Here is a 19932-nt window from a genome sequence, read left to right as displayed (position 1 = left end):
CATCACTTGTACCCCTCTTCGCCGGCCTGATGCAGTTTTCGGCCACGCTCGACGATCGGCTCCAGTGCGTTTTCAACAGGTACGTTCGGCGCATCATGGATGGCGCTGTAGGTGCCTTGTCGGTTGTAGGCCCACTTGACCGAGTTGCGCAGAACCGTGTGGACATTGGCGTCGTGATAGGTCGGGTAAGTCTCATGGCCGGGACGGAAATAGAAGATATTTCCGGCGCCACGGCGCCAGGTGAGACCCGAGCGGAACACCTCGCCACCGGCGAACCAGGAGATAAACACGGTTTCGAGCGGCTCCGGCACAGAAAACTGCTCGCCGTACATTTCCTCGTTTTCCAGCACGAAATTCTCGTCCAGACCTTCGGCGATCGGGTGGCGCGGGTTGATCACCCACAGCCGCTCGCGCTCGCCCGCCTCGCGCCATTTCAGCGCGCAGGGCGTGCCCATCAGCCGCTTGAACGGTTTTGAGAAATGGCCGGAATGCAGAACGATCAGCCCCATGCCTTCCCAGACGCGCTTGGCAACACGCTCGACGATTTCGTCCGACACCGCGCCATGATCCTTGTGTCCCCACCAGAGCAAAACGTCGGTCTTGGCCAGACGCTCGACGCTCAAGCCATGCTCCGGCTCCTGCAATGTCGCCGTGGTCGCTTCGATGGAAGGGTCCGTGTTCAGCGCCGCGGCAATCGTGTTGTGCATGCCGTTCGGATAAATATTTCGCACGACCTCATTGGTCTGCTCATGGATATTCTCGCCCCAGACAACTGCCTTGATGGTCATGACCAATCCTTCTTTCGACGCCGCATTCATCAGCATTCGATAAAATTGAAACCGCTTTCAATTTCCAGCGATAGAATCCGCGAAGCGCTTTTGCAAGTGAAAATCTGGTTACAGGATGGGTTTAATGGAACGTGGATTTGGAGAAGACGTGGAGCACGACAACGCCAGCAATGATCAATCCGAGCCCGAGAATGGCGGCCAGATCAAGCTTCTGCCCAAATACGAAATAACCAACCAGCGAAATCAGCACGATGCCGAGGCCGCTCCAGATCGCATAGGCAATCCCGACAGGAATGACCCGCAATGTATAGGACAGGAAATAGAAGGCGATTGCATAGCAGACCACCATGATCAGCGTCGGCACCAGCTTGGTAAAATGCTGGGCGGCCTGCATGGCCGATGTGCCGAGCACCTCAAAGACGATGGCAATCACGAGCACGGCATAGAGCATTGCGGGATTCATGTGGGGCTCCGATAGCCGGTTGTTGCAAGGCCAGTTATTGTAAGGAAAGTGCGACGAGTTGCACCCGCATCGCCTGACGTGTCGGTTGGTCGACATCATGGCTCTTGAGGAGATCCGCCAGCCACAGGCCATCGGCAGCAAACCGCGCCAACAGGCATCCGGCCGAGGAATCGGTGCCGACGAATTCGTCCGCATGATCCGCCACCCATATCCGCCAGCGTTCGCGCAACTGCGGCTCGGACAGGAGCGCAACAGTCAGGACCTGCCAGCCTTGCACGTCCGCATCTTCCTCTAATGCAAAGACGACGGACAGATAGGCGCGGGTGAAGCGGCCATGCGCAACCGGGTCATTGCGCATTTCCTCCTCGATCGCCCGCTCGAGTTTCCCGGTCAGGTCTTCGAAGAGGCCGTTCAGCAGCGCCGTCTTGTTGGGAAAATGATGCAGCAGACCGCCCTTGCTGACACCTGCCGCCTGCGACACGGCGTCGAGCGTTACACCGGCACTGCCCTGCTCCAACGACAGGCGCGCAGCCACCTCCAGCAGTTGCTGGCGGACCAATTCCGGTTGCTTGCGGCGATGGTGAGCGATAGACATGACGCATTAAGATACCGTCTGGACGGTTTGTCAAGGCAATTCATGCTTTCATGCAGCGACGCGGTCAATCGACGCAACCCTGGCAGCCCTATGAAAAACGGTTGGAACGGCAAAGCGCGGCACGCTAGAACTACCATCAATCGGGGACACGATGATGACGGACGGCCAGACTGAAACACTTTACAACGCCATAGGCGGCGACAACGCTGTACGGGCGCTCACCCACCGTTTCTATGAGTTGATGGATACGCTGCCGCAAGCCGCACGCTGCCGTGCAGTCCATCCGGCCGATCTCTCCGGCAGTGAAGAGAAATTCTACGAATATCTGACCGGCTGGCTCGGCGGACCGCCGCTTTATACCGATAAACGCGGCCATCCGCGGCTCAGAAGCCGCCATTTCGGCGCAGCGATCGGGGCGCAGGAACGCGACGAGTGGCTGCTCTGTTTCACGCAGGCACTGGAAGAGACGGTGCAACATCCGCAACTACGGTCGATCATTCTGGAGCCGGTGACACGGCTTGCCCATCACATGCAGAACAAGGACGAATAGACATGCAGAACGGGCAGTTTCGGCCGGTTACCCTTTTCATTGCCGGTCTGATGGGTCTCTTTGGTGTCATCAGCGCCGCTGCCGCATCGCATGGAGCCGACCCGCGCCTGCTCGGTGGCGCTTCGGCGATGTGCCTGGCGCACGCCCCTGCCCTGATCGCGCTTTATGCCGCCTGGCCTGTCATGCGGACAGCGCCGATTGCAGCCTTGCTGCTTTCAGCAGGAACGGCCCTGTTCGCCGCCGACCTGACGGCACGCCACTTCCTCGGTCACGGACTATTCCCGATGTCGGCACCATCAGGCGGCGTGTTGATGATGCTCGGCTGGCTTTCCGTCGCTGCCGGAGCATTCTTCATGCGCAAGGAAGCTTAAGCGCCTTCGACGACCGAGAAGCCTTCGAATTTCGGCGGCCCGAGATACATTGCCCGATTATCGCCGGCATTTTTATGCGCCGCCCGAAAATTCTCCGACTTCGTCCAAGCGACAAAGGCGTCGCGGCTTTCCCAGCTAGAGCTCGACACGAACAATGTGTAGCCTTCGTCAGCAACGGTCTCGCCGCGCAAAAGCTTGAATTCCTTGAAACCGGGATTTTCCGCAAGGCTGGAATCACGGTTCTTCCAGATATCTTCGAACGCCGTTTCGTGGCCGATGGCGATCCTGAACCTGTTCATGGCAAAAAACATGCGGATATCCTCAAGCTTGATCTTTGGTCTGCACCGTGGCGGCAGCGCCGGGAACGAACGGCAGGATATTGTCTCTCGGCTCAGGCGCAAGCCCCAATGCTGAGCGAGCCGGCGGACGCGCCTGCCAGGCGGGAAATTCGGTAACGTTCGGATTGTCTTCAACCATGCGCGCGCGGCGCGACATCAGCTCGTGAAGTTCCGGAACCAGACCGTCGCCGGACTGCGCGGCCAGCTTGTGCAGTCCGATCATCATATAATGATCGGGACGCTCATTGCTCATGTCGTTATCTCCAGAAAAATCGCGCGCGGACATGCGCCCGCATCTCGGCGCCAACGATCAACTGGCGTTGCCGCGGCTCGCCTTCAGGTCCAGGAAAGCGCGCTCGAGGCTCGATTTGCTGCCATTGCGAAGCGGCACGAAAGCCTTGCCCCATTTCTTGCAGCCGGTCTTTACCCTCAGACACGCATCATGGCTGATACAGTCGATCGGGCAGAAGACGCAGTCGACGGACGGAAGGATATTGTCGATGCGGGATACCGCTTCGCGCAGACCGCCATCATGGTGGATCAGTTCAGCACCGTGGGAACTGGCAATCTGGCGCAGGTGCGCCACCTGGCAATCGCGGCCACCGACATAGAGGAAACTGCGCCCCTCAAGCCGTGTTCCTTGAGTCTTTGCGGAGACCAACGCATTGCGTGGCTCTGCCTCCCGGCTCTGCTTCTGCTTCGGTTTGAGCTGCTGCCGCTTATCACCCATGTCAGTCTCCGCGTGTTTCGGAATCGGCCGTTCGGCAGATCGTGCGGGAACCCTATTTAACCTGATAAAAATAGTAAAGTATAAACATGAGTTTTTTTATCATATTATCTATGGACGTTTCGCCACAGGAGACTTGATGCAAAACAAGCCCGTTCTGTAGCGAAAACGGGCTTTTGCAAATTTACCGGCCGAACTGAAGAGGTATTTGAAAAAGCCAGCTGCTGCGGTTGGCCGCTTCTGGAATCTTGGGAAAAGGCTCCGCTTTCTGTACCGCGCTTAAAGCAGCCTCATCGAGAACCGGCGATCCGGACCCCCTGACGATCCTCAAGCCCGAAACACCACCGTTGGCAGAAACGGTAAAGCTCACCGTCACCGTTCCGCCCAGACCTGCACGATCAGCTGATTTGGGAAAACGGAAATACCGCTGCACTCTCGAGCGGACCTTGCCCTTGTAATTGTTCTCGGCCGCGTTTCCGAAAGCCTGGGCGAATTTGCCGGTCTTACCGGTACTCGTACTTGCAACAGCACCTTCGACGCCGTCAGCTTGACCTTTTGTCACGGTCTCGAGCTGCTTGCCCTCGTCGCCCGCCTTTTTCTTGACCGGCTTCTTCTTCGGTTTTTCCTTTTCAGGCTTTTTCTTCGGCTCCGGCTTCTTTTCCGGTTCAGGCTTCACAATATCTTCCGGATCCGGCTTCTCCTCCGGGACGACCGTCTCGATGGGCGCTACAGATGCCGTGAACTCTGGCTGCTCGGCGGCAGCGGGAGAAATTTCTTCAGCCGGCAGGATCACGTCGGCTTCCGTCGGGACGATATCCGTCTGCTCCTCTGCCATAATCTCAGATTGAACCGGCGTCACTTCCGCCACTTCCTCGACCGGTTGCGGATCGACTTCCTCTGGCTCAACTTCCTCCGGCTCGATCGCTTCATCCGGGTTACCGGCCAGGATCGTTTCCTCGAACGCATTGCCAAGGACAGCAACTTCCATCGCCTCGCCCCCCGCAATCATCGCCGGTTCGGGCGGCTGTTCACCCGGCTGAGACAGCGCTAGTGCCATCCCGTGCGCGAGCAGCGAAAGGACGACAGCCCCGGTCCATTTGATCGTATTGTTCATCACAGACACCGATGGGAAACCCGCATCAGCCCTTCAATTCGACAGACGACTTGGAACCGGTCTTCAATGCTTTCATGCAGGCGTCCTTGGCAACACCCTCGCCTTCGCAGGCCGGCGCATCGTTGATCAACAGGCTTTTGATGGCCTCGCACTGCGTTCCGGCCAGCACAAACTGGCGGACTTTGGTCTTGCCGGCCGGCAGATCACGAAAATCGAATACCGGCATCCGCTCAACCAGCCCCTTTTGATCAAAAAGCACGAATTCGAACGAGGCTTTAGTCAGCGATTGCGGCAGGCCATTTCCGGCGACGAATGTAAGCTTGCAGCCCTTCTCCGATTGCGTGAGATCATTCATCTCGATCGACAGAGCCCCGGGTGTACCGGCCTCCTGAGCCACAGCGGCCGTTGACGAACAAAAGGAAGCCAGAAGAGCCAGAGGCAGCAAGCGATCGAATTTCATCATGGTCTATCCATTCTTAAAGACTGGGTGACGCCGCGGCTCAAACAGCCGCCCGGAACGCTGGACCGCCAACACTCGTTCGGCCCGGCAATTAAACTTGACAACTAAAATCCTGTATTGCGTCCATAATAAAAGATGAGTAATGAAGTCAAGATACTAATCGCAATGACCCGGCTTGAAAAGGGGTACAATCCCCGGATTTCGGCTGCCAAGACTAGGACCTTTTGCCTGTGCCACTGAACGAACACGATACGGTAACGGCTGTGAAGCCGATCAGCCAGACGCAGCGCATCCTTGAGAGCCGCGACCTGTTCCGTGGCCAGACCGAAATCCTGATCTCACATGAAGGCGCCATCTACCGCATGAAGATTACCCGCCAGGGCAAACTTATTCTGAACAAATAGGCAGACACATGACCCAAACAACCCGCCCCACTCCGTCCGAAATCCGCGCCCACCGGGTAGCCAACCCGAAGATGCGCGAACGCGATATCGCCGCTCAGCTGAACATTTCGGAAGCAGCCCTCGTTGCTGCGGAATGTGGGCTGACTGCCATTCGTATCGATGGCAGCGCAAATCGTTTTCTGGAACGGGCAGCTGAACTCGGCGAAGTGATGGCACTGACCCGCAACGAAAGCGCGGTTCACGAAAAGATTGGCGTGTTCGAGAAAATCACGCCCGGCAAACATGCGTCGATCGTGCTCGGCGAGAATATCGACCTGCGCATCTTCCCCGGCGCCTGGGCGCACGGTTTTGCCGTGACCAAGACAGATGGCGAAGACGTGCGCCGCAGCCTGCAGTTCTTCGACAAGCAGGGAACTGCTGTTCACAAGGTGCACCTGCGCCCGGCCTCGAACGTCGATGCCTATAACAGTATCGTAGAGGCCTTCCGACTGGATGACCAGTCGCAGGAATTTGCCGCCGAACCGAAGGTTGAAAGCATTGCCGATTGCGAGGCTGTTCCTGTAGACGTGGCTGCCCTGCGCGACGAGTGGAGCAGGATGACGGATACGCATCAGTTCCACGGATTGCTGCGCAAGCTGAAGGTCGGCCGCCGCGAAGCGCTGCAGTCGGTGGGCGAAGATTACGCCTGGAAACTGCAACCCGAAGCCGTCGAGCAAATGCTGCACGATTCGGTGAAATCCGGCCTCCCGATCATGTGCTTTGTCGGCAACCACGGCATCATCCAGATTCACTCCGGCCCGATTGCCAATATTCAGACGATGGGTCCTTGGCTCAATATCCTCGACCCGACCTTGCATCTCCACCTGCGCAGCGATCACCTCGCCGAGGTCTGGGCTGTGCGCAAACCGACTGCCGATGGCCACGTCACATCGCTTGAAGCGCTTGATGCCAAGGGTGAAATGGTCATCCAGTTCTTCGGCAAGCGCAAGGAAGGCGTTGCAGAACGCGAGGAATGGCGCGCCATCATGGAAAATCTTGCGCGGCTCGATATCACCGAAGCAGCCTGAAGGGTAAAGTCATGAAGACGTCCTATGATTTCCGCCGGCTGCGTTCGTGGGAACTGGCGCTGGCAATTTTCGCAGCTTCCACGCCGTTCGTCCTGCCGGCCGCATTGCCGGATGGGGCGTCTTTCATCCGCACGGCCGTCGCGCAGGAAATGCAGAAGGTCGATACGTCCCGGCTTGTCTCCGTGGGTGGTGACGTAACCGAGATCATCTATGCGCTTGGCGAAGAAGGCAAACTCATTGGCCGCGACTCAACCAGCCTTTATCCGGAAGCAGCGACCAAGCTTCCGGACGTCGGCTACATGCGGCAATTGTCGCCGGAAGGCGTGATCGGCATCAACCCGAGCGCCATCCTCGCCGTAGAAGGCAGCGGCCCGCCCGAAACGCTCGCCGTTCTCAAGAATGCCGGTATCCCCTTTCAGACGGTTCCGGAAAAATTCGATCGCGACGGAATCCTGTTGAAAATCCGCAATGTCGGCGACTTTCTCGGCGTACCGGAAAAAGCATCCGCCCTTGCCGATCAGGTCAAAGCCGATCTCGATGCGGCCGTTGCCGAAACCGCCAAACGTCCGGAAAGCGAGCGCAAACGCGTGATGTTTATCCTGAGCGCGCAGGGCGGAAAGGTCATGGCCTCCGGTAGCGGCACCGCGGCGGACGGCATCATCGCGCTCTCCGGCGCTGTGAATGCGACGGGCGGCTTTCAGGGTTACAAGCCGCTGACCGACGAGGCGATCATCGAAGCCAAGCCCGATGTGGTGTTGATGATGACGCGCCGCGGTAGCCATTCGGCCAGCGACGACGAGCTCTTTGCACACCCCGCACTGAGCCTGACGCCAGCTGCCAAAAATAAGACGGTCATTCGTATGGACGGCTTGCATCTGCTTGGCTTCGGGCCCCGCACCGCGAGCGCCGTGCGCGAGTTGACGAGCGCCATCTATGGAAAACCGAATGCATCCCAGTAACATGACGGCGGATGACGGCCGGTCGCGGTCCTATGCGGCACGCTTGATATCCGACTGGCATATGGGCGACCGGTCAAGGCTCGCACAGCTGTTGATCGTTGTCCTCATCGTGATCGCCGTGCTGATGTTTTCAGCCTCGATCATGACGGGTGCCGCCGATGCCTCGCTCGGTAACGTACTGCGCTGGCTCCTAGGCATGGAGGGCGCCGAGCAGGTCTTGAGCATCCGCGACCGCATCATCATCCTGGATATCCGGCTGCCGCGCGCTGTGCTTGGCATGCTGGTCGGTGCCTCGCTCGCCGTTTCCGGCGCAGTCATGCAAGGTTTGTTCCGCAATCCCCTGGCCGATCCGGGGCTGGTCGGCGTCTCCTCTGGCGCGAGCCTCGGCGCCGTGCTGCTGATCGTACTCGGCAGCACCTTCTTCGGTCCGCTCTTTGCGATCTTCGGATTCTATGCACTGCCGGTCGCGGCTTTTTCGGGCGGCCTCGTCACAACGTTGCTGCTCTACAAGATCGCCACCCGCAGTGGCCAGACATCCGTCGCCACCATGCTGCTTGCCGGCATCGCGCTTGGTGCGCTCGCAGGCGCTGTCACCGGCGTTCTCATCTTCATGGCAGATGACAAGCAGTTGCGCGACCTGACCTTTTGGGGCCTCGGCTCGCTGGCCGGTGCGAACTGGATGAAAATCCTGTCGGCGGGACCGATCATCCTTGTGTCGCTCGCCGTCGTTCCGTTTCTGGCCCGCGGGCTCAATGCGCTAACACTTGGAGAAGCGGCAGCGTTTCACATGGGCATCCCCGTACAGCGGCTGAAAAACATCGCCATTGTCAGCGTCGCTGCCTCGACTGGCGCCTCGGTCGCCGTCAGTGGCGGCATCGGTTTCGTCGGCATTGTCGTGCCGCATGTGCTTCGAATGCTGATCGGCCCGGACCATCGCTATCTGCTGCCGGCCTCTGCCCTTCTCGGTGGCACGCTGCTGATCTTTGCCGATATGATCGCCCGCACCATCGTCCCGCCGGCTGAGTTGCCCATTGGCATCATCACGGCCTTCGCGGGCGCACCGTTCTTCCTGTGGATCCTCCTGCGTGGGCGCTCCCACATGGGGCTTTGAGGACAGACCATGATCAAGGCCACAAATCTATCTGTCCGGCTTTCCGGCAAGCCGGTCCTGCACGGCGTCAGCATCGACGCCGAAGCGGGGCAATTGACGGCCATCGTCGGCCCCAACGGCTCGGGCAAGACCACAAGCCTCAAAGCGATTGCCGGCGAACTGCCCTATGAGGGCACCGTCAGTATCAACGGCCACAATATTGTGACGCTGAAGCCATGGGAACTGGCACTGAAGCGTGCGGTGCTGCCCCAGTCCACCGTCATCTCCTTTCCCTTCACCGTCCGCGAAATCGTCCGCATGGGCCTCTCGGTCGGAGCAAAGGCGGATGCCGGGGAAACGGACCGGATTGCCCGCGACGCATTGGAGGCGGTCGACCTGTCGGGTTTTGCCGGCCGCTTCTACCAGGAGCTTTCCGGCGGCGAGCAGCAGCGCGTGCAGCTTGCTCGCGCCCTGTGTCAGATCTGGGAGCCGGTGCAGCACGGCGAGCCTGCGTTCCTGCTGCTTGACGAGCCGGTGTCGAGCCTCGACATCCGCCACCAGCTGACAATCATGCGGCTCGCCCGCAATTTCTGCGAACGCGGCGGGGGCGTCATCGCCATCATGCACGACCTCAACCTCACTGCTATGTTTGCCGACCGGATGATCATGATGAAGGCCGGACGCGTCCATGCAACAGGGCATCCGAACGACGTCATGACCGATGCCGTGATGGAAGCGGTGTTCGGCTGTGCCATGCGGGTCAACACCACCCCCGTGAGCAACACACCGTTCGTCCTGCCGCATACGGCCGCTCATTAGGTTGTGCCATCTGCGATGGAACCAAACCCGTCCTTGAGCGTTGATGTGGCGAACCGCTGACACGGTGATGATTTCACGTGTCGGTACGACCGCACTCCGGGACGGGCATTGGCCCGCTTCCGCCGCATGAAGGAGCTTTCTCCATGGCTACAGGTCTATTTTCCGGCTCGAGCGCAAAGAAGCGCAATGGCAGCTTGCTCGATGCACCGATCGAAGATCAGATCAGCGACATCCGCGACGAGATCGCAGCGCTCGCAAAACTCCTTTCCCAGCGCGGCGCAGAAACATCGAAAGATTTGCGTGCAAGAGCCTCTGACGCATCCAGAGATGTCCGTGAGCGGGCTCACGATGCACGCGATCAGGCCGAAGCTGGATTGCAGGACCTTCTGGAAAATGGCGAAGCGCTTTTTGCCGAACTGCGCAGCCGCTACTCAGTGACTGAGAAGCAGGTTCGCCGCACCGTTCGTGATCATCCCGTTGCCACCCTTGGTGCCGCCGCAGCGCTTGGCCTTCTCGTCGCGGCCCTTATCCGCCGCTAAAAGCAGGATTGACGAGCCGGCAGCCGGTAGCGGTTGCCATCTCGATAAAAGGCTGGCGATGCAACATTGTTGACGGCCAGCCTTTCCCTTATCTGCTTCTGCCATCTGGAGAAAAAAATGGGTCCCTTGGCCGCAATGCTCTCGGCTCTCGTGGTGACGGACGTCGGTGTCACAGTATCACGCTACAAGCGAAACGGAGCAATGTGGCTCGTTGCATCGCTGTTTTTCCTGACAGCTTATATTTTCGCAGCGGTGGCCGGCGCCATCTATCTGAGTGCCGTTTATACGCCCGTTCTGGCGACGGTTATTCTTGGTGCCGTTTCCCTGGTGATCGGGCTCGTCATCGTTGGCATCATGTATGCTCTCAATGCACGCGACCAGCGCATTGCCGCCGACAAGCGCCGCCGATCGCAGGCGCAGACCACCTTTGCCATTGCCACGGCGCTCACCCTTTTCCGGAGAAAACCGCTACTGGCAGCGGGACTCGCAGTCGGTGTCGGCACCGTTCTAGGATTGATGCGTAAACCCGGCGACAAAGATCATGGTTGACCGGTAAACGGACAAAGACGTCAGAGGGGAAGACGGACAATCGCCGTCAACCCCGCGGGCAAATACTCGACCTTGACCGAGCTGCCCATCACCTTGTCCAGGCTTCGCTCGATCAGGATCGAACCAAACCCGCGGCGCGTTGGTTCTTGAACCGGCGGGCCACCGACCTCTGTCCATGTCAAATGCAGGATGCGGCGACCGTCTTCATCGACACTGCGCGCGGTGAGCACCACCTTGCCTCGCGCAACTGAGAGCGATCCGTATTTAGCGGCATTGGTTGCCAACTCATGCAAGACAAGCCCGAGCCCGACGGCTTGGTCCGGCCCAAGCAAAATCTCGTCCTTGTGAATTTCAATCTGCGTTTCATAGTCGCGTACATGCGGTGCCAATTGTTTGGCCAAGAGCGCCGAAAGACGGATTGCACCCCATTCATGATCCGACAACAACCCATGCGCCTCGGAAATCGCCTGCAGCCTTCCAGCAAATGCCGTCATGAATTCCTGCGGATCGCTGGTCTGGCGCAGCGTCTGGCGCGCCAGAGCCTGCAGCATAGCCAGCGTGTTCTTTACCCGATGATTGAGTTCGCGCAGCAAAAGCCGGGTTCGCTGTGTCGATCCCTGCTCTTCGGTGACATCTATATTGATGCCGAGAAAACGTGTTGGCTTGCCATTGGCGTCGCGTTCGTGGACACGGCCGCGTCCAAGCAGCCAGCGCCCACTTTGAGCAACCCGGAACGTTCCATCATATTCCTCATCCTGCGTCATCGCCGCGCGCAGCTTTGACAGCGTTGCAATGCGGTCTTCGGGATGAATGGCTCCAAAGATATCCCTTGCCTGGACAGTTTTGCCCGGCTTCATACCGAACATGCGCAACATCGGTTCATTGCAGGAAACATTGCCGGAGCGGATATCCCACAGCCAACTGCCGACATTGGCAGCATCAAGCGCCATCGCGTGCCGCTGCTCTTCGCGCGACAATGCCGCTTCCTTCAACGCCCGCTGATGCGCTTCGTGCTTCAGCTTGAACAGAGAAGACGCGACACGCGACAATCGTTGCAGTTGAACGATGAGTTGCGGCTCCATTTGGTGACGCGGCTTGACATCAAAAACGCAGATCGTTCCCACGGGCTGGTCGTCGATGAGCAGCGGGACACCTGCATAGAATCGCAAAAACGGCGCAGCAACCACACGCGGCTGGCTGGAAAAACGCAGATCGGTCGCCGCATCCGCAACGATCAACGCACCGTCGGCAGGTCCAGCGATCGTGTGCAGGCAAAACGAGTCGGCCGCAGGCGCATGTATCTCATCGGTACCCACTGCAGCCTTGAACCACTGATCGGTGGCGCCGATCAGACTTACCAATGCGACCGGCGCTTCGAAGAGGCCGGCTGCGATTTCCGCAATACCCCGAAAATCGGCATCCGGCTTGTCCATATTGGGAACAACGGTGTTCAGAACCTCAAGCCTCTGGGTGGAGGCCAAGATGGTCGTTACCGCAACCTGATCATCGTGTGGTTGGTTCATGAATTTCTACACCCAGCCGGAGGCGCCGTTTGTGCCGGTTTTACCAATCCTCCGCAGCGCCTTCGTCCAGTGTCTGCACGATTGTGGCACGTGACACAATCATGCCGTTCGTCACGATTGCGTCACGCAAAGATCGTCATCCGAATATTGAGAAAAGACATGCGGAAAGCGGCACATTTGCTATCAAGAAACGAATGCCCTCGACGTGATCGGTGCGGATGTAGCGTCAGGGCCGTATTCGTTTTCACCCGTCACCTGAAGAATGTCCTGAAGACGCTGGCGGGCGCGGTTGACACGGCTCTTGATCGTCCCGAGCGCGCAGCCGCAGATTTCCGCTGCTTCCTCATAGGAAAACCCGGAAGCGCCGACGAGAATGATTGCCTCACGCTGATCCGGTGGCAGCGTTTCGAGAGCACGCTTGAAATCCTGAAGATCCAGCGATCCATACTGCGCGGGGTGCTGGGCAAGGGATTCGGTGAAGTAACCGTCGCTGTCCTGAACTTCCCGGCCACGCTTGCGCATCTGGCTGTAGAGTTCGTTGCGAAGGATCGTGAAAAGCCACGCCTTCATATTAGTCCCCATCTCGAAGTGGTCCTGCTTGGCCCACGCCTTCATGATGGTATCCTGGACCAAATCGTCGGCGCGGTCGTGCCGGCCGATCAACGACATGGCAAAGGCGCGCAAGCTCGGGAGGGCTGCGAGCATTTCACGCTTGAAACTGGGCTTTTCGTCCGTCATTCCGCCACTCATTCTGCCACATCCGGCATCGATTGACGCTCGACTGCATCGAGTCTCTCAAGCAGATCGAGGAACCTGTCCGGAACAGCCTCTTCCTGAACGGAAAGATAAAGCGCGCGGAGCTTTGTGGCGATCTGCGCGTTCGGATTATCGGCACGCACAGACATCATAGTCTCGCGCCCTGCCCCAGTTTTGTAGGTCATAAAGTCAAAATACCTTCAGCAGTTCATCTGGCAATAGAATGCACCGCGAAAAAATTTGTTCCACCGGAAGGAACCTTTTTTTTCGGGTCGCGTTTCTAGTCTGTCATGGCCAAAACCACGGCCAGATTGAGGGAGTTATTATATGTCACTTTCCACCCGGATCGCTCCGTTTCTGCCCTATTTGCGCCGGTACTCCCGCGCATTGACTGGATCGCAGACTTCGGGCGACGCCTATGTCGCAGCCGTTCTGGAAGCGCTGATTGCAGATGTCACCATATTTCCTGAGGCAAGCAATGACAGGGTTGCACTCTTTCAGCTATATACCAAGTTGTTCGGCTCATCCTCTGTATTGATCCCGGAACCAGTTTCGCCGTTTGCCTGGGAAAAACGGGCATCGATCAATCTCGCATCCGTTTCGCCGCTCGCCCGGCAGGCATTTCTGCTCGTTTCGGTCGAAGGCTTCCGCACCAGCGAGGCAGCGGAAGTTTTGAGCATCACCGAGAGCGGCATGAACCAGCTGCTTGAACGAGCCTCCGAGGAAATTTCGCGTCAGGTCGCGACCGACATTATGATCATCGAGGACGAACCGCTGATTGCGATCGACATCGAACAGATGGTCGAGAGCCTCGGGCATAAGGTCACCGGCATTGCGCGCACCCGTGACGAGGCGGTGGCCCTGTTCAAGGCGACGCGGCCAAGCATGGTGCTTGCCGATATCCAGCTGGCCGACGGCAGCTCCGGTATTGACGCTGTCAACGACATCCTGAAGAACACGGCCATTCCGGTGATTTTCATTACCGCATTCCCAGAACGCCTTCTTACCGGTGAACGGCCGGAGCCTACGTTCCTCGTCACCAAGCCGTTTAACCCGGATATGGTCAAGGCGCTGATCAGCCAGGCGCTGTTCTTCAACGAATCCACCAAGGCGGCGGCCGCTTGAGATCGGTTTTGCCCGAAATGGCGATTGAACCGTTTCATTGAAAAAGGACACGGGGGTAAACCCGGCGCCCGTGTAAACATACAGGCACGAGAACCGGCCCCATTTCCGGTCAGAATGCCGATCGGATCTGCCCGTGTTTCCTGAGTACGGGAATAATGCGGAGAATCGATCAGAAAATGGAAGGCGCTTCGCGTGGGCAATGCAGGCAATTCAGCCCCGATCAAGACCGGCGCCACGGTAAGCAGGGTCCTGATGGAGCTGGTTTTGAAGAAATCGGGCTCAGGCTATGTCTACCAATCGGACAATCTCGACACGGTTCTATCCGGAAACCTGCCTGACGGACTGAAGCTTCTGGCAATGGCAACTCAGGCAGACGAAACCGTTTTTGGTGCAGATGATGGCGCTCGCCTGATTGCCCTGAAACGCAGCGTCGCTGGCAGTAACACGCCCGCTTCAACGGAAATTGATGTACCGGCCGCTACTGGAGTGCTGACATACCGGATCGATATCGAACGTGTCGACACGTCCGACATGACCGGAATTCTCTCGGTGATAACTGATATCTCGGAGAGCCGGCACCGAGAGCGCATCCTGAAAACCCTGCTGCGCGAACTCAGTCATCGCTCCAAGAACCTGCTCGCCATCATTCAGGGGATTGCAACACAGACGGCCCGCCAAGCCCTGTCGCTCGACTATTTCCTTACCAAATTTCGCGGCCGTATCCAGTCGCTGTCCTATTCGCAGGACCTCGTCACCGATTCCAGCTGGCGCGGCGCCTATCTGTTTTCATTGACCGAGCGGCAGTTTAGCGCCTACTGGCCGGATTCCCAAACACCGATCGCGATCACCGGCATCAATGCGCATCTCTCTCCCAACGCCACACTGCATATTGGCCTTGCACTGCACGAACTCATCGTCAATTCCGCATCCTACGGCGCGATCTCGGCGGGCGTAAACTCTCTGGCGATCGACTGTTTCGAAACGCTGCTTGACGGAAATACGGCCATTGAGCTGGCCTGGGTTGAGCATCTGCCGGCTGCGGCAACAGAGCGGGAAGCGGACGAACATACATTTGCACGCACGGTACTGGAGCGTGTCGTACCCGTGGCGATTGGTGGCAAAGCGATGTATCTGACAGCACCCGATCACATCGAGTATCGCCTGACCATTCCATCACGGGAATACGAAATCATCGACGAGATGTGATGCGGTAAAGCCGGGTATCGCCTGCAAGCTAAACGCACGCCAGAAAAATGATCAAAAAACAGCCAGCGCCGGGGGAGGCACTGGCTGATATTGACAACTCACCGAGGGGGCGTGTGAGCTGAATGCTGGACGTTTATATTGGGGTTCCCATTGGGGGCGATGCGAACCGCTATCCAGACATCACAGAAACGGGCCGGCAAACAAAAAGTTCCGCACCGCTTTCATTTTTTTGAGGCCTATAAATTTCGCCGGTTTTACAGCGCATCCAACTCGGCACGATGCCGGTAAAGGCTAAGGAACTTGCGGTAATCGCGATCGTAAACGTCGCGCAGGTCGGGGTTGGGATAACGCGCATGTCCACCGGGAGACATGGCCGGCCCTGCGGCTCCAAGGTCCGGATAGAGACCGCCTGCCACCGACGCGACCATTGCGGTTCCGAGCAGGACAGCGTCATTGGTTTCTGGCACAACGACCGTGCAGCCCGTTACATCGGAGTAAAGCTCCATCAGCAGCGCGTTGCGGACATGACCGCCGGTCACATGCAGCGTATCGAGGTCGTAACCCGCCTCTTTCATCATTTCGAGAATGTGACGGATTCCGAGCGCTATCGCGACGCAGGTTCGCCAATACAAACGGCAGAGCGCATCGAACGAGCTATCCAGCGTCAGGCCGCTGATGACACCAAGCGCATGCGGATCGGCAAGCGGCGAACGGTTCCCATGAAAATCCGGTAGAACGTGCAGGCGCGCTGCAAACTCGCTGCCGTAAGCTGCGCGCAGTTCCTGGATGCGAAGAACGATCCGCGCATGAACCTCGGCATCCGGCTCGCCACCGGCGCTGTGGCTACGCACCACATGATCAAGCAGCGCGCCGGTTGCCGATTGCCCACCCTCGATCAGCCAGGTATCTGGAAAAGCCGCCTCGAAATAAGGCCCCCACATGCCGAAGCCCGGCTTCATTTCCTTGGAAAAGGCGACGATGCAACTGGAGGTGCCAGCAATCAGGGCAAGCTGCCGCTCCAGCCTATCCGGCTCTCCCGCAAATTCCCCGAGCACACCAATCGCGCCGGCATAGGCGTCAATAAGTCCCGTTGCCACCCTGCAGCTTTCAAGCAGGCCGAGTTCAGCTGCAGCCGCAGCCGTCAAATGCCCAACCGATTGTCCGACCGGTACCGTCTTTGCCGGCAACCCGCCGCGCTCGCGCAGATCCTCAAGCCCGATCCTTTGCAGAAACTCATCCTGCCAGCCGTTTTCCTTATGAGACAGATAGTTCCACTTTGCCGTCAGTGTGCAACGCGAACGGGCCGCATTTCCGGCCGCCCGCCAGGACAGGAAATCAGCCAAATCGAAGAAATATCCTGCCTTTTCCCACTGTTGCGGAAGATTCTGCTTCAGCCACATGAGCTTCGGCATTTCCATTTCGGGCGACATGACCCGGCCGGAGTGATCCAGCACAGGATGCTTGGTGGCCGTGCAGAAATCCGCCTGTTTCAACGCCCGATGATCGAGCCAGACGATCGTGTCCCAGCGCGGATCGCCTTTGCGATTGACGGAGAGAGGCGCGCCATCCTTGTCCCGCACGACCAGCGAGCATGTCGCATCGAAGCCGATCGCGGCGATGGCTTCGGCAGGCACCCCCGCCTTGGCACGGGCCGTCTTGACGGCGATGCAGACGGCAGACCAGATATTCTCGGAATCGTGCTCAGCGTGATTTTCCTCAGGCCGGTTCATCGCGATCGGATAATCCGCGCGGGCCAGCTGCCTGCCATGCCGATCGAAAATACCAGCGCGAGCGCTGCCGGTTCCGACATCGACAGCAACAATCAAATCAGCCATCAGAGCCCTGCGTTCCCATCCCTTTGTTCTTTACGGACAAAATGGATCAATTCCCGCATGTCGTCAAACAGCACGTCAGGCGAAAGCCGCCGCAAGGAATCCAAATGCCGCTCGGACTTTGCATGAGAGGCACCGGCAAAGGCAAAAACCCGCATGCCCGCAGCCTTGGCCGCCTCGATCCCGGCCGGACTATCTTCAACCACAATGCAATTTTCCGGCGGCGTCGCCATTTCGGCTGCGGCATGCAGGAAGAGATCCGGTGCCGGTTTACCGTGCTTGACCATGCTGGAACTGAACAGATAGGGCTCAAGCTTGTCGATCAGTCCGGTGATGGTCAGCGAAAGCCGGATACGCTCCATCTGGCTTGACGAAGCGACGCATCTGGGAAGATCGAGCTGATCAAGCGCCGAGGCGATCCCGGCCACGGGCTGCAATTCCTGACGGAACCGCTGGTAGAGATCAAGGCGCATCTGCTCCAGAAAATGATCGTCCACCGCAAGACCGTAATCCTCATGCAGGATATCCGACATGGTCTGCAGGCTCTTGCCCAGGAACCGCTCGGTTGCCTCTTCGGCATCCATGTCGACACCGGCATTGCGCAACACACGAACCAGCACATCAAGCGACAACGGTTCGCTATCGACCAGAACCCCATCGCAATCGAAAATCACCAGCTTTGGCGGATGCGTATTCATATGCGTCAGACCACCGCTTGCCCGCCAGAGTGGCCGCATGCTGAGGCCACGACGTACCCCGGGGGCTGAAGCGTCATGAGGTCATTCTCCAAGTTTTCCGTCGAGATAGAGCTGCAGCGTTGCCCGCGTGCCCTTGTCCCAGAGTGTGCGCAGTGCATGTGCGAACCGTTTCTGGAACAGCGTTGATTGCGCAACATCGCCGAAGATGTCCGAAAGCGCAAGAAAGGCCTGTGGATCATCCTTTGCTTTTATCGCTGCCCCATGAAGCCGGTCGGCGCTGGCATCGTTGAAGGTGATCGGCTTGCCGCTATCGGTGGTTCCCGCAAAGTACCGGCACCAGAGCGCCGACACCAGCGCAAGGCCGACAACGTCCTCGCCACGCTGCAGCCGGTCAGCCGTCGTCGGCAGAATGAATTTCGGTTGCCGGTTGGAACCGTCCTGCGCCAGGCGCGGGATAGTGTCGGCGATCTTCGGATTGAAAAGCCGCGACTCGACCTTCTTGAAATAGGCAATCAGATCGGTGTTCGGCACCGGCGGGATGACCGGGATGATCTCGTCCTGTTCAAGCTTCGCCAGGAAGGCGCAGACCGTCTTGTCCTCCATCGCCTCATGGACGAAATGGATATCGAGAAGCGCTGCCGGATAGGCGATGGCCGCATGGCCACCGTTCAGGATGCGGATCTTCATATGTTCGTAGGGCGCGACATCCGGCACGAACTGGACACCGACCTTTTCAAGCGCCGGGCGCCCGGCCGGAAAATGATCCTCCAGCACCCACTGCTTGAACTCTTCGCAGAAAACCGGCCAGTTATCGTCAATATCGTAATCATCGGCGACGATGCCGACTTCACGCGAGCTGGTCGCCGGGGTGATGCGATCGACCATGCCGCTTGGAAACGCCACATTGGCCTCGATCCACTCGGCAAACACCGGATCGGACAGCCGTGCAAGACCGGAAACGGCCGCGTGGGTGACTTCGCCGTTGCCTGGAATATTATCGCAGGACATCACCGTGAACGGCACGATGCCTTTCTCCTTGCGGGCTTTCAACCCGGCAATGATCAGGCCGAAAACCGTTTTCGGATCGCCTGAGTTCTGGCTATCGGCGACGATGGCCGGATGTTTTGGGTTGAACAGGCCGGATGCCGGATCGATGAAATACCCGCCCTCGGTGATCGTCAACGACACGATGCGGATCGCCGGATCGGCGAGCACAGCAATCGTCGCTGCACCATTGCCCGGCCGCAGATAGTCGATCATTGGCGCGGTGACGCGCGCAGCACTCTTGTTGTTGTCCTGCTCGACCACCGTCGTCAGGAAATCCTGCTCTTCGAGCTTCGCCCGCATCGCCTCATCGGACGGCAGAACCCCTGCCCCGATAATCGCCCAGTCGTGGTCGCTACCGGTGTTGAACAGATCGTCGAGATAGATTGCCTGATGGGCGCGGTGGAAGTTGCCGACGCCAAAATGGACGATGCCCGCCTTGAGCGCCGAGCGTTCATAGGCCGGGATCGCGGCGGTCGCCTTGATGGCGGTAAGATTGGCGAGCGAGAGTTTGGTCGTCATGTTCATTCCTTTCGACGTGCTGTGAGCTCAGCTCATCCAGTTGCCGCCGTCGACATTGTAGGTCTGCGAAACGACATAGCTGCTGTCTGCGGAGGCAAGGAAGACCGCCATGCCCGTCAAATCGTCGGCCGTGCCCATGCGTCCGAACGGAACTTCGGCACCGACAAGCCTCTTTTTCTCTCCAAGCGGACGGTTTTCGTATTTGGCAAACATCGCATCGACCCCATCCCAATGCTCGCCATCGACGACGCCGGGCGCAATCGCATTGACGTTAATGCCGTGCTTGATGAGGTCCAGTCCTGCCGACTGGGTCAGGCTGATGACCGCCGCCTTGGTGGCGCAATAGACGCCGACAAGAGCTTCGCCCCGCCGCCCCGCCTGACTTGCCATATT

The 19932-nt window shown here is 58.5% G+C and carries 26 protein-coding genes; 11 read left to right on the top strand and 15 right to left on the bottom strand.

Annotation, left to right across the window (positions count from 1 at the left end; genetic code table 11):
• Positions 1-2: 2 nt before the first annotated feature.
• The 3 genes from ACP7E0_RS00130 to ACP7E0_RS00120 form a co-directional block, all read right to left on the bottom strand.
• Positions 3-788, bottom strand: coding sequence for a ThuA domain-containing protein (locus tag ACP7E0_RS00130; protein WP_426122174.1), 786 nt, complete (start codon positions 786-788; stop codon positions 3-5).
• A 121-nt stretch (positions 789-909) separates the two neighbouring features.
• Positions 910-1251 carry a DMT family transporter gene (locus tag ACP7E0_RS00125; protein ID WP_426122172.1) on the bottom strand — a complete coding sequence of 114 codons (342 nt, stop codon included), beginning with the start codon at positions 1249-1251 and terminating at the stop codon, positions 910-912.
• 34 nt (positions 1252-1285) lie between these two features.
• Complete coding sequence (locus ACP7E0_RS00120; RefSeq protein ID WP_426122171.1) at positions 1286-1846, bottom strand: TetR/AcrR family transcriptional regulator; 561 nt, start codon at positions 1844-1846, stop codon at positions 1286-1288.
• A 154-nt stretch (positions 1847-2000) separates the two neighbouring features.
• Between ACP7E0_RS00120 and ACP7E0_RS00115 the strand changes: the two genes are divergently transcribed.
• A complete protein-coding gene (locus ACP7E0_RS00115) occupies positions 2001-2396 on the top strand; it encodes a group II truncated hemoglobin (RefSeq protein WP_426122998.1) in 396 nt (131 codons plus the stop codon).
• Positions 2397-2398: 2 nt separating this feature from the next.
• Positions 2399-2767 (top strand): DUF423 domain-containing protein, encoded by a 369-nt coding sequence (locus ACP7E0_RS00110; protein WP_426122169.1) that lies wholly within the window; start codon positions 2399-2401, stop codon positions 2765-2767.
• Here ACP7E0_RS00110 and ACP7E0_RS00105 read toward each other — a convergent pair.
• The 5 genes from ACP7E0_RS00105 to ACP7E0_RS00085 form a co-directional block, all read right to left on the bottom strand.
• Entirely contained in the window at positions 2764-3078 is a 315-nt protein-coding gene (locus ACP7E0_RS00105; protein ID WP_426122167.1) for an antibiotic biosynthesis monooxygenase family protein, read from the bottom strand. The genes ACP7E0_RS00110 and ACP7E0_RS00105 overlap by 4 nt on opposite strands.
• A gap of 10 nt (positions 3079-3088) precedes the next feature.
• Entirely contained in the window at positions 3089-3358 is a 270-nt protein-coding gene (locus ACP7E0_RS00100) for a hypothetical protein (RefSeq protein ID WP_426122166.1), read from the bottom strand.
• A gap of 57 nt (positions 3359-3415) precedes the next feature.
• Positions 3416-3835 (bottom strand): DUF2325 domain-containing protein, encoded by a 420-nt coding sequence (locus tag ACP7E0_RS00095; protein ID WP_426122164.1) that lies wholly within the window; start codon positions 3833-3835, stop codon positions 3416-3418.
• A 181-nt stretch (positions 3836-4016) separates the two neighbouring features.
• Positions 4017-4946 (bottom strand): cell envelope integrity protein TolA, encoded by a 930-nt coding sequence (locus ACP7E0_RS00090; protein ID WP_426122161.1) that lies wholly within the window; start codon positions 4944-4946, stop codon positions 4017-4019.
• A gap of 25 nt (positions 4947-4971) precedes the next feature.
• Positions 4972-5406, bottom strand: a complete 435-nt coding sequence (locus ACP7E0_RS00085; RefSeq protein WP_426122997.1) for a hypothetical protein — start codon at positions 5404-5406, stop codon at positions 4972-4974.
• Between the two features lie 263 nt (positions 5407-5669).
• Between ACP7E0_RS00085 and hemP the strand changes: the two genes are divergently transcribed.
• From hemP to ACP7E0_RS00050, 7 genes are all read left to right on the top strand, one after another.
• The gene (hemP, locus tag ACP7E0_RS00080; RefSeq protein WP_426122996.1) at positions 5670-5810 is read left to right on the top strand and encodes a hemin uptake protein HemP; all 141 of its coding nucleotides are present in this window, start codon (positions 5670-5672) and stop codon (positions 5808-5810) included.
• Positions 5811-5818: 8 nt separating this feature from the next.
• Complete coding sequence (locus tag ACP7E0_RS00075) at positions 5819-6877, top strand: hemin-degrading factor (RefSeq protein WP_426122160.1); 1059 nt, start codon at positions 5819-5821, stop codon at positions 6875-6877.
• An 11-nt stretch (positions 6878-6888) separates the two neighbouring features.
• Entirely contained in the window at positions 6889-7836 is a 948-nt protein-coding gene (locus tag ACP7E0_RS00070; protein ID WP_426122159.1) for a heme/hemin ABC transporter substrate-binding protein, read from the top strand.
• Position 7837: 1 nt separating this feature from the next.
• Complete coding sequence (locus tag ACP7E0_RS00065; protein ID WP_426122995.1) at positions 7838-8947, top strand: FecCD family ABC transporter permease; 1110 nt, start codon at positions 7838-7840, stop codon at positions 8945-8947.
• A 9-nt stretch (positions 8948-8956) separates the two neighbouring features.
• Positions 8957-9745: a heme ABC transporter ATP-binding protein gene (locus ACP7E0_RS00060; protein WP_426122158.1), complete on the top strand. Its 789-nt coding sequence runs from the start codon at positions 8957-8959 to the stop codon at positions 9743-9745.
• A gap of 143 nt (positions 9746-9888) precedes the next feature.
• On the top strand, positions 9889-10284 hold the full coding sequence (locus ACP7E0_RS00055; protein ID WP_426122157.1) for a hypothetical protein: 396 nt from the start codon (positions 9889-9891) through the stop codon (positions 10282-10284).
• Between the two features lie 66 nt (positions 10285-10350).
• The gene (locus ACP7E0_RS00050; protein WP_426122156.1) at positions 10351-10833 is read left to right on the top strand and encodes a hypothetical protein; all 483 of its coding nucleotides are present in this window, start codon (positions 10351-10353) and stop codon (positions 10831-10833) included.
• A gap of 20 nt (positions 10834-10853) precedes the next feature.
• Here the strand turns inward: ACP7E0_RS00050 and ACP7E0_RS00045 are convergent, their stop codons facing one another.
• The 3 genes from ACP7E0_RS00045 to ACP7E0_RS00035 all read right to left on the bottom strand — a co-directional run bounded on the left by ACP7E0_RS00045 (position 10854) and on the right by ACP7E0_RS00035 (position 13297).
• Positions 10854-12356 (bottom strand): sensor histidine kinase, encoded by a 1503-nt coding sequence (locus tag ACP7E0_RS00045; RefSeq protein WP_426122154.1) that lies wholly within the window; start codon positions 12354-12356, stop codon positions 10854-10856.
• A 183-nt stretch (positions 12357-12539) separates the two neighbouring features.
• On the bottom strand, positions 12540-13094 hold the full coding sequence (locus ACP7E0_RS00040; RefSeq protein WP_426122153.1) for an RNA polymerase sigma factor: 555 nt from the start codon (positions 13092-13094) through the stop codon (positions 12540-12542).
• Between the two features lie 8 nt (positions 13095-13102).
• Positions 13103-13297 carry a NepR family anti-sigma factor gene (locus ACP7E0_RS00035; RefSeq protein ID WP_426122151.1) on the bottom strand — a complete coding sequence of 65 codons (195 nt, stop codon included), beginning with the start codon at positions 13295-13297 and terminating at the stop codon, positions 13103-13105.
• 142 nt (positions 13298-13439) lie between these two features.
• On the opposite strand from ACP7E0_RS00035, the gene ACP7E0_RS00030 reads away from it, so the two are divergent.
• The gene (locus ACP7E0_RS00030; protein ID WP_426122150.1) at positions 13440-14237 is read left to right on the top strand and encodes a response regulator; all 798 of its coding nucleotides are present in this window, start codon (positions 13440-13442) and stop codon (positions 14235-14237) included.
• Positions 14238-14429: 192 nt separating this feature from the next.
• Complete coding sequence (locus ACP7E0_RS00025) at positions 14430-15443, top strand: HWE histidine kinase domain-containing protein (protein ID WP_426122148.1); 1014 nt, start codon at positions 14430-14432, stop codon at positions 15441-15443.
• Positions 15444-15697: 254 nt separating this feature from the next.
• Here ACP7E0_RS00025 and ACP7E0_RS00020 read toward each other — a convergent pair whose 3' ends face one another.
• The 4 genes from ACP7E0_RS00020 to ACP7E0_RS00005 all read right to left on the bottom strand — a co-directional run.
• Positions 15698-17278: an FGGY-family carbohydrate kinase gene (locus ACP7E0_RS00020; protein WP_426122147.1), complete on the bottom strand. Its 1581-nt coding sequence runs from the start codon at positions 17276-17278 to the stop codon at positions 15698-15700.
• Positions 17278-17973, bottom strand: a complete 696-nt coding sequence (locus tag ACP7E0_RS00015; protein ID WP_426122146.1) for an HAD family hydrolase — start codon at positions 17971-17973, stop codon at positions 17278-17280. Before ACP7E0_RS00015 ends, ACP7E0_RS00020 begins: the two co-directional genes overlap by 1 nt.
• Positions 17974-18054: 81 nt before the next feature.
• Positions 18055-19539, bottom strand: a complete 1485-nt coding sequence (locus tag ACP7E0_RS00010) for a mannitol dehydrogenase family protein (RefSeq protein ID WP_426122145.1) — start codon at positions 19537-19539, stop codon at positions 18055-18057.
• 27 nt (positions 19540-19566) lie between these two features.
• Positions 19567-19932: SDR family oxidoreductase (locus tag ACP7E0_RS00005; RefSeq protein ID WP_426122144.1), on the bottom strand; the 366-nt coding region annotated here is incomplete at its 5' end.

This window comes from Pararhizobium sp. PWRC1-1, from assembly GCF_049897905.1.
Classification (GTDB): Bacteria; Pseudomonadota; Alphaproteobacteria; order Rhizobiales; family Rhizobiaceae; genus Pararhizobium.
This window is presented reverse-complemented; position numbering and strand designations above follow the sequence as displayed.

Excerpts from the sequence above, each read along its gene's own strand:
- ACP7E0_RS00130 (WP_426122174.1), bottom strand. The coding sequence starts at position 788 with ATGACCATCAAGGCAGTTGTCTGGGGCGAGAATATCCATGAGCAGACC.
- ACP7E0_RS00125 (WP_426122172.1), bottom strand. The coding sequence starts at position 1,251 with ATGAATCCCGCAATGCTCTATGCCGTGCTCGTGATTGCCATCGTCTTT.
- ACP7E0_RS00120 (WP_426122171.1), bottom strand. The coding sequence starts at position 1,846 with ATGTCTATCGCTCACCATCGCCGCAAGCAACCGGAATTGGTCCGCCAG.
- ACP7E0_RS00115 (WP_426122998.1), top strand. The coding sequence starts at position 2,001 with ATGACGGACGGCCAGACTGAAACACTTTACAACGCCATAGGCGGCGAC.
- ACP7E0_RS00110 (WP_426122169.1), top strand. The coding sequence starts at position 2,399 with ATGCAGAACGGGCAGTTTCGGCCGGTTACCCTTTTCATTGCCGGTCTG.
- ACP7E0_RS00105 (WP_426122167.1), bottom strand. The coding sequence starts at position 3,078 with ATGTTTTTTGCCATGAACAGGTTCAGGATCGCCATCGGCCACGAAACG.
- ACP7E0_RS00100 (WP_426122166.1), bottom strand. The coding sequence starts at position 3,358 with ATGAGCAATGAGCGTCCCGATCATTATATGATGATCGGACTGCACAAG.
- ACP7E0_RS00095 (WP_426122164.1), bottom strand. The coding sequence starts at position 3,835 with ATGGGTGATAAGCGGCAGCAGCTCAAACCGAAGCAGAAGCAGAGCCGG.
- ACP7E0_RS00090 (WP_426122161.1), bottom strand. The coding sequence starts at position 4,946 with ATGAACAATACGATCAAATGGACCGGGGCTGTCGTCCTTTCGCTGCTC.
- ACP7E0_RS00085 (WP_426122997.1), bottom strand. The coding sequence starts at position 5,406 with ATGAAATTCGATCGCTTGCTGCCTCTGGCTCTTCTGGCTTCCTTTTGT.
- ACP7E0_RS00075 (WP_426122160.1), top strand. The coding sequence starts at position 5,819 with ATGACCCAAACAACCCGCCCCACTCCGTCCGAAATCCGCGCCCACCGG.
- ACP7E0_RS00070 (WP_426122159.1), top strand. The coding sequence starts at position 6,889 with ATGAAGACGTCCTATGATTTCCGCCGGCTGCGTTCGTGGGAACTGGCG.
- ACP7E0_RS00065 (WP_426122995.1), top strand. The coding sequence starts at position 7,838 with ATGACGGCGGATGACGGCCGGTCGCGGTCCTATGCGGCACGCTTGATA.
- ACP7E0_RS00060 (WP_426122158.1), top strand. The coding sequence starts at position 8,957 with ATGATCAAGGCCACAAATCTATCTGTCCGGCTTTCCGGCAAGCCGGTC.
- ACP7E0_RS00055 (WP_426122157.1), top strand. The coding sequence starts at position 9,889 with ATGGCTACAGGTCTATTTTCCGGCTCGAGCGCAAAGAAGCGCAATGGC.
- ACP7E0_RS00045 (WP_426122154.1), bottom strand. The coding sequence starts at position 12,356 with ATGAACCAACCACACGATGATCAGGTTGCGGTAACGACCATCTTGGCC.
- ACP7E0_RS00040 (WP_426122153.1), bottom strand. The coding sequence starts at position 13,094 with ATGACGGACGAAAAGCCCAGTTTCAAGCGTGAAATGCTCGCAGCCCTC.
- ACP7E0_RS00035 (WP_426122151.1), bottom strand. The coding sequence starts at position 13,297 with ATGACCTACAAAACTGGGGCAGGGCGCGAGACTATGATGTCTGTGCGT.
- ACP7E0_RS00030 (WP_426122150.1), top strand. The coding sequence starts at position 13,440 with ATGTCACTTTCCACCCGGATCGCTCCGTTTCTGCCCTATTTGCGCCGG.
- ACP7E0_RS00020 (WP_426122147.1), bottom strand. The coding sequence starts at position 17,278 with ATGGCTGATTTGATTGTTGCTGTCGATGTCGGAACCGGCAGCGCTCGC.
- ACP7E0_RS00015 (WP_426122146.1), bottom strand. The coding sequence starts at position 17,973 with ATGAATACGCATCCGCCAAAGCTGGTGATTTTCGATTGCGATGGGGTT.
- ACP7E0_RS00010 (WP_426122145.1), bottom strand. The coding sequence starts at position 19,539 with ATGACGACCAAACTCTCGCTCGCCAATCTTACCGCCATCAAGGCGACC.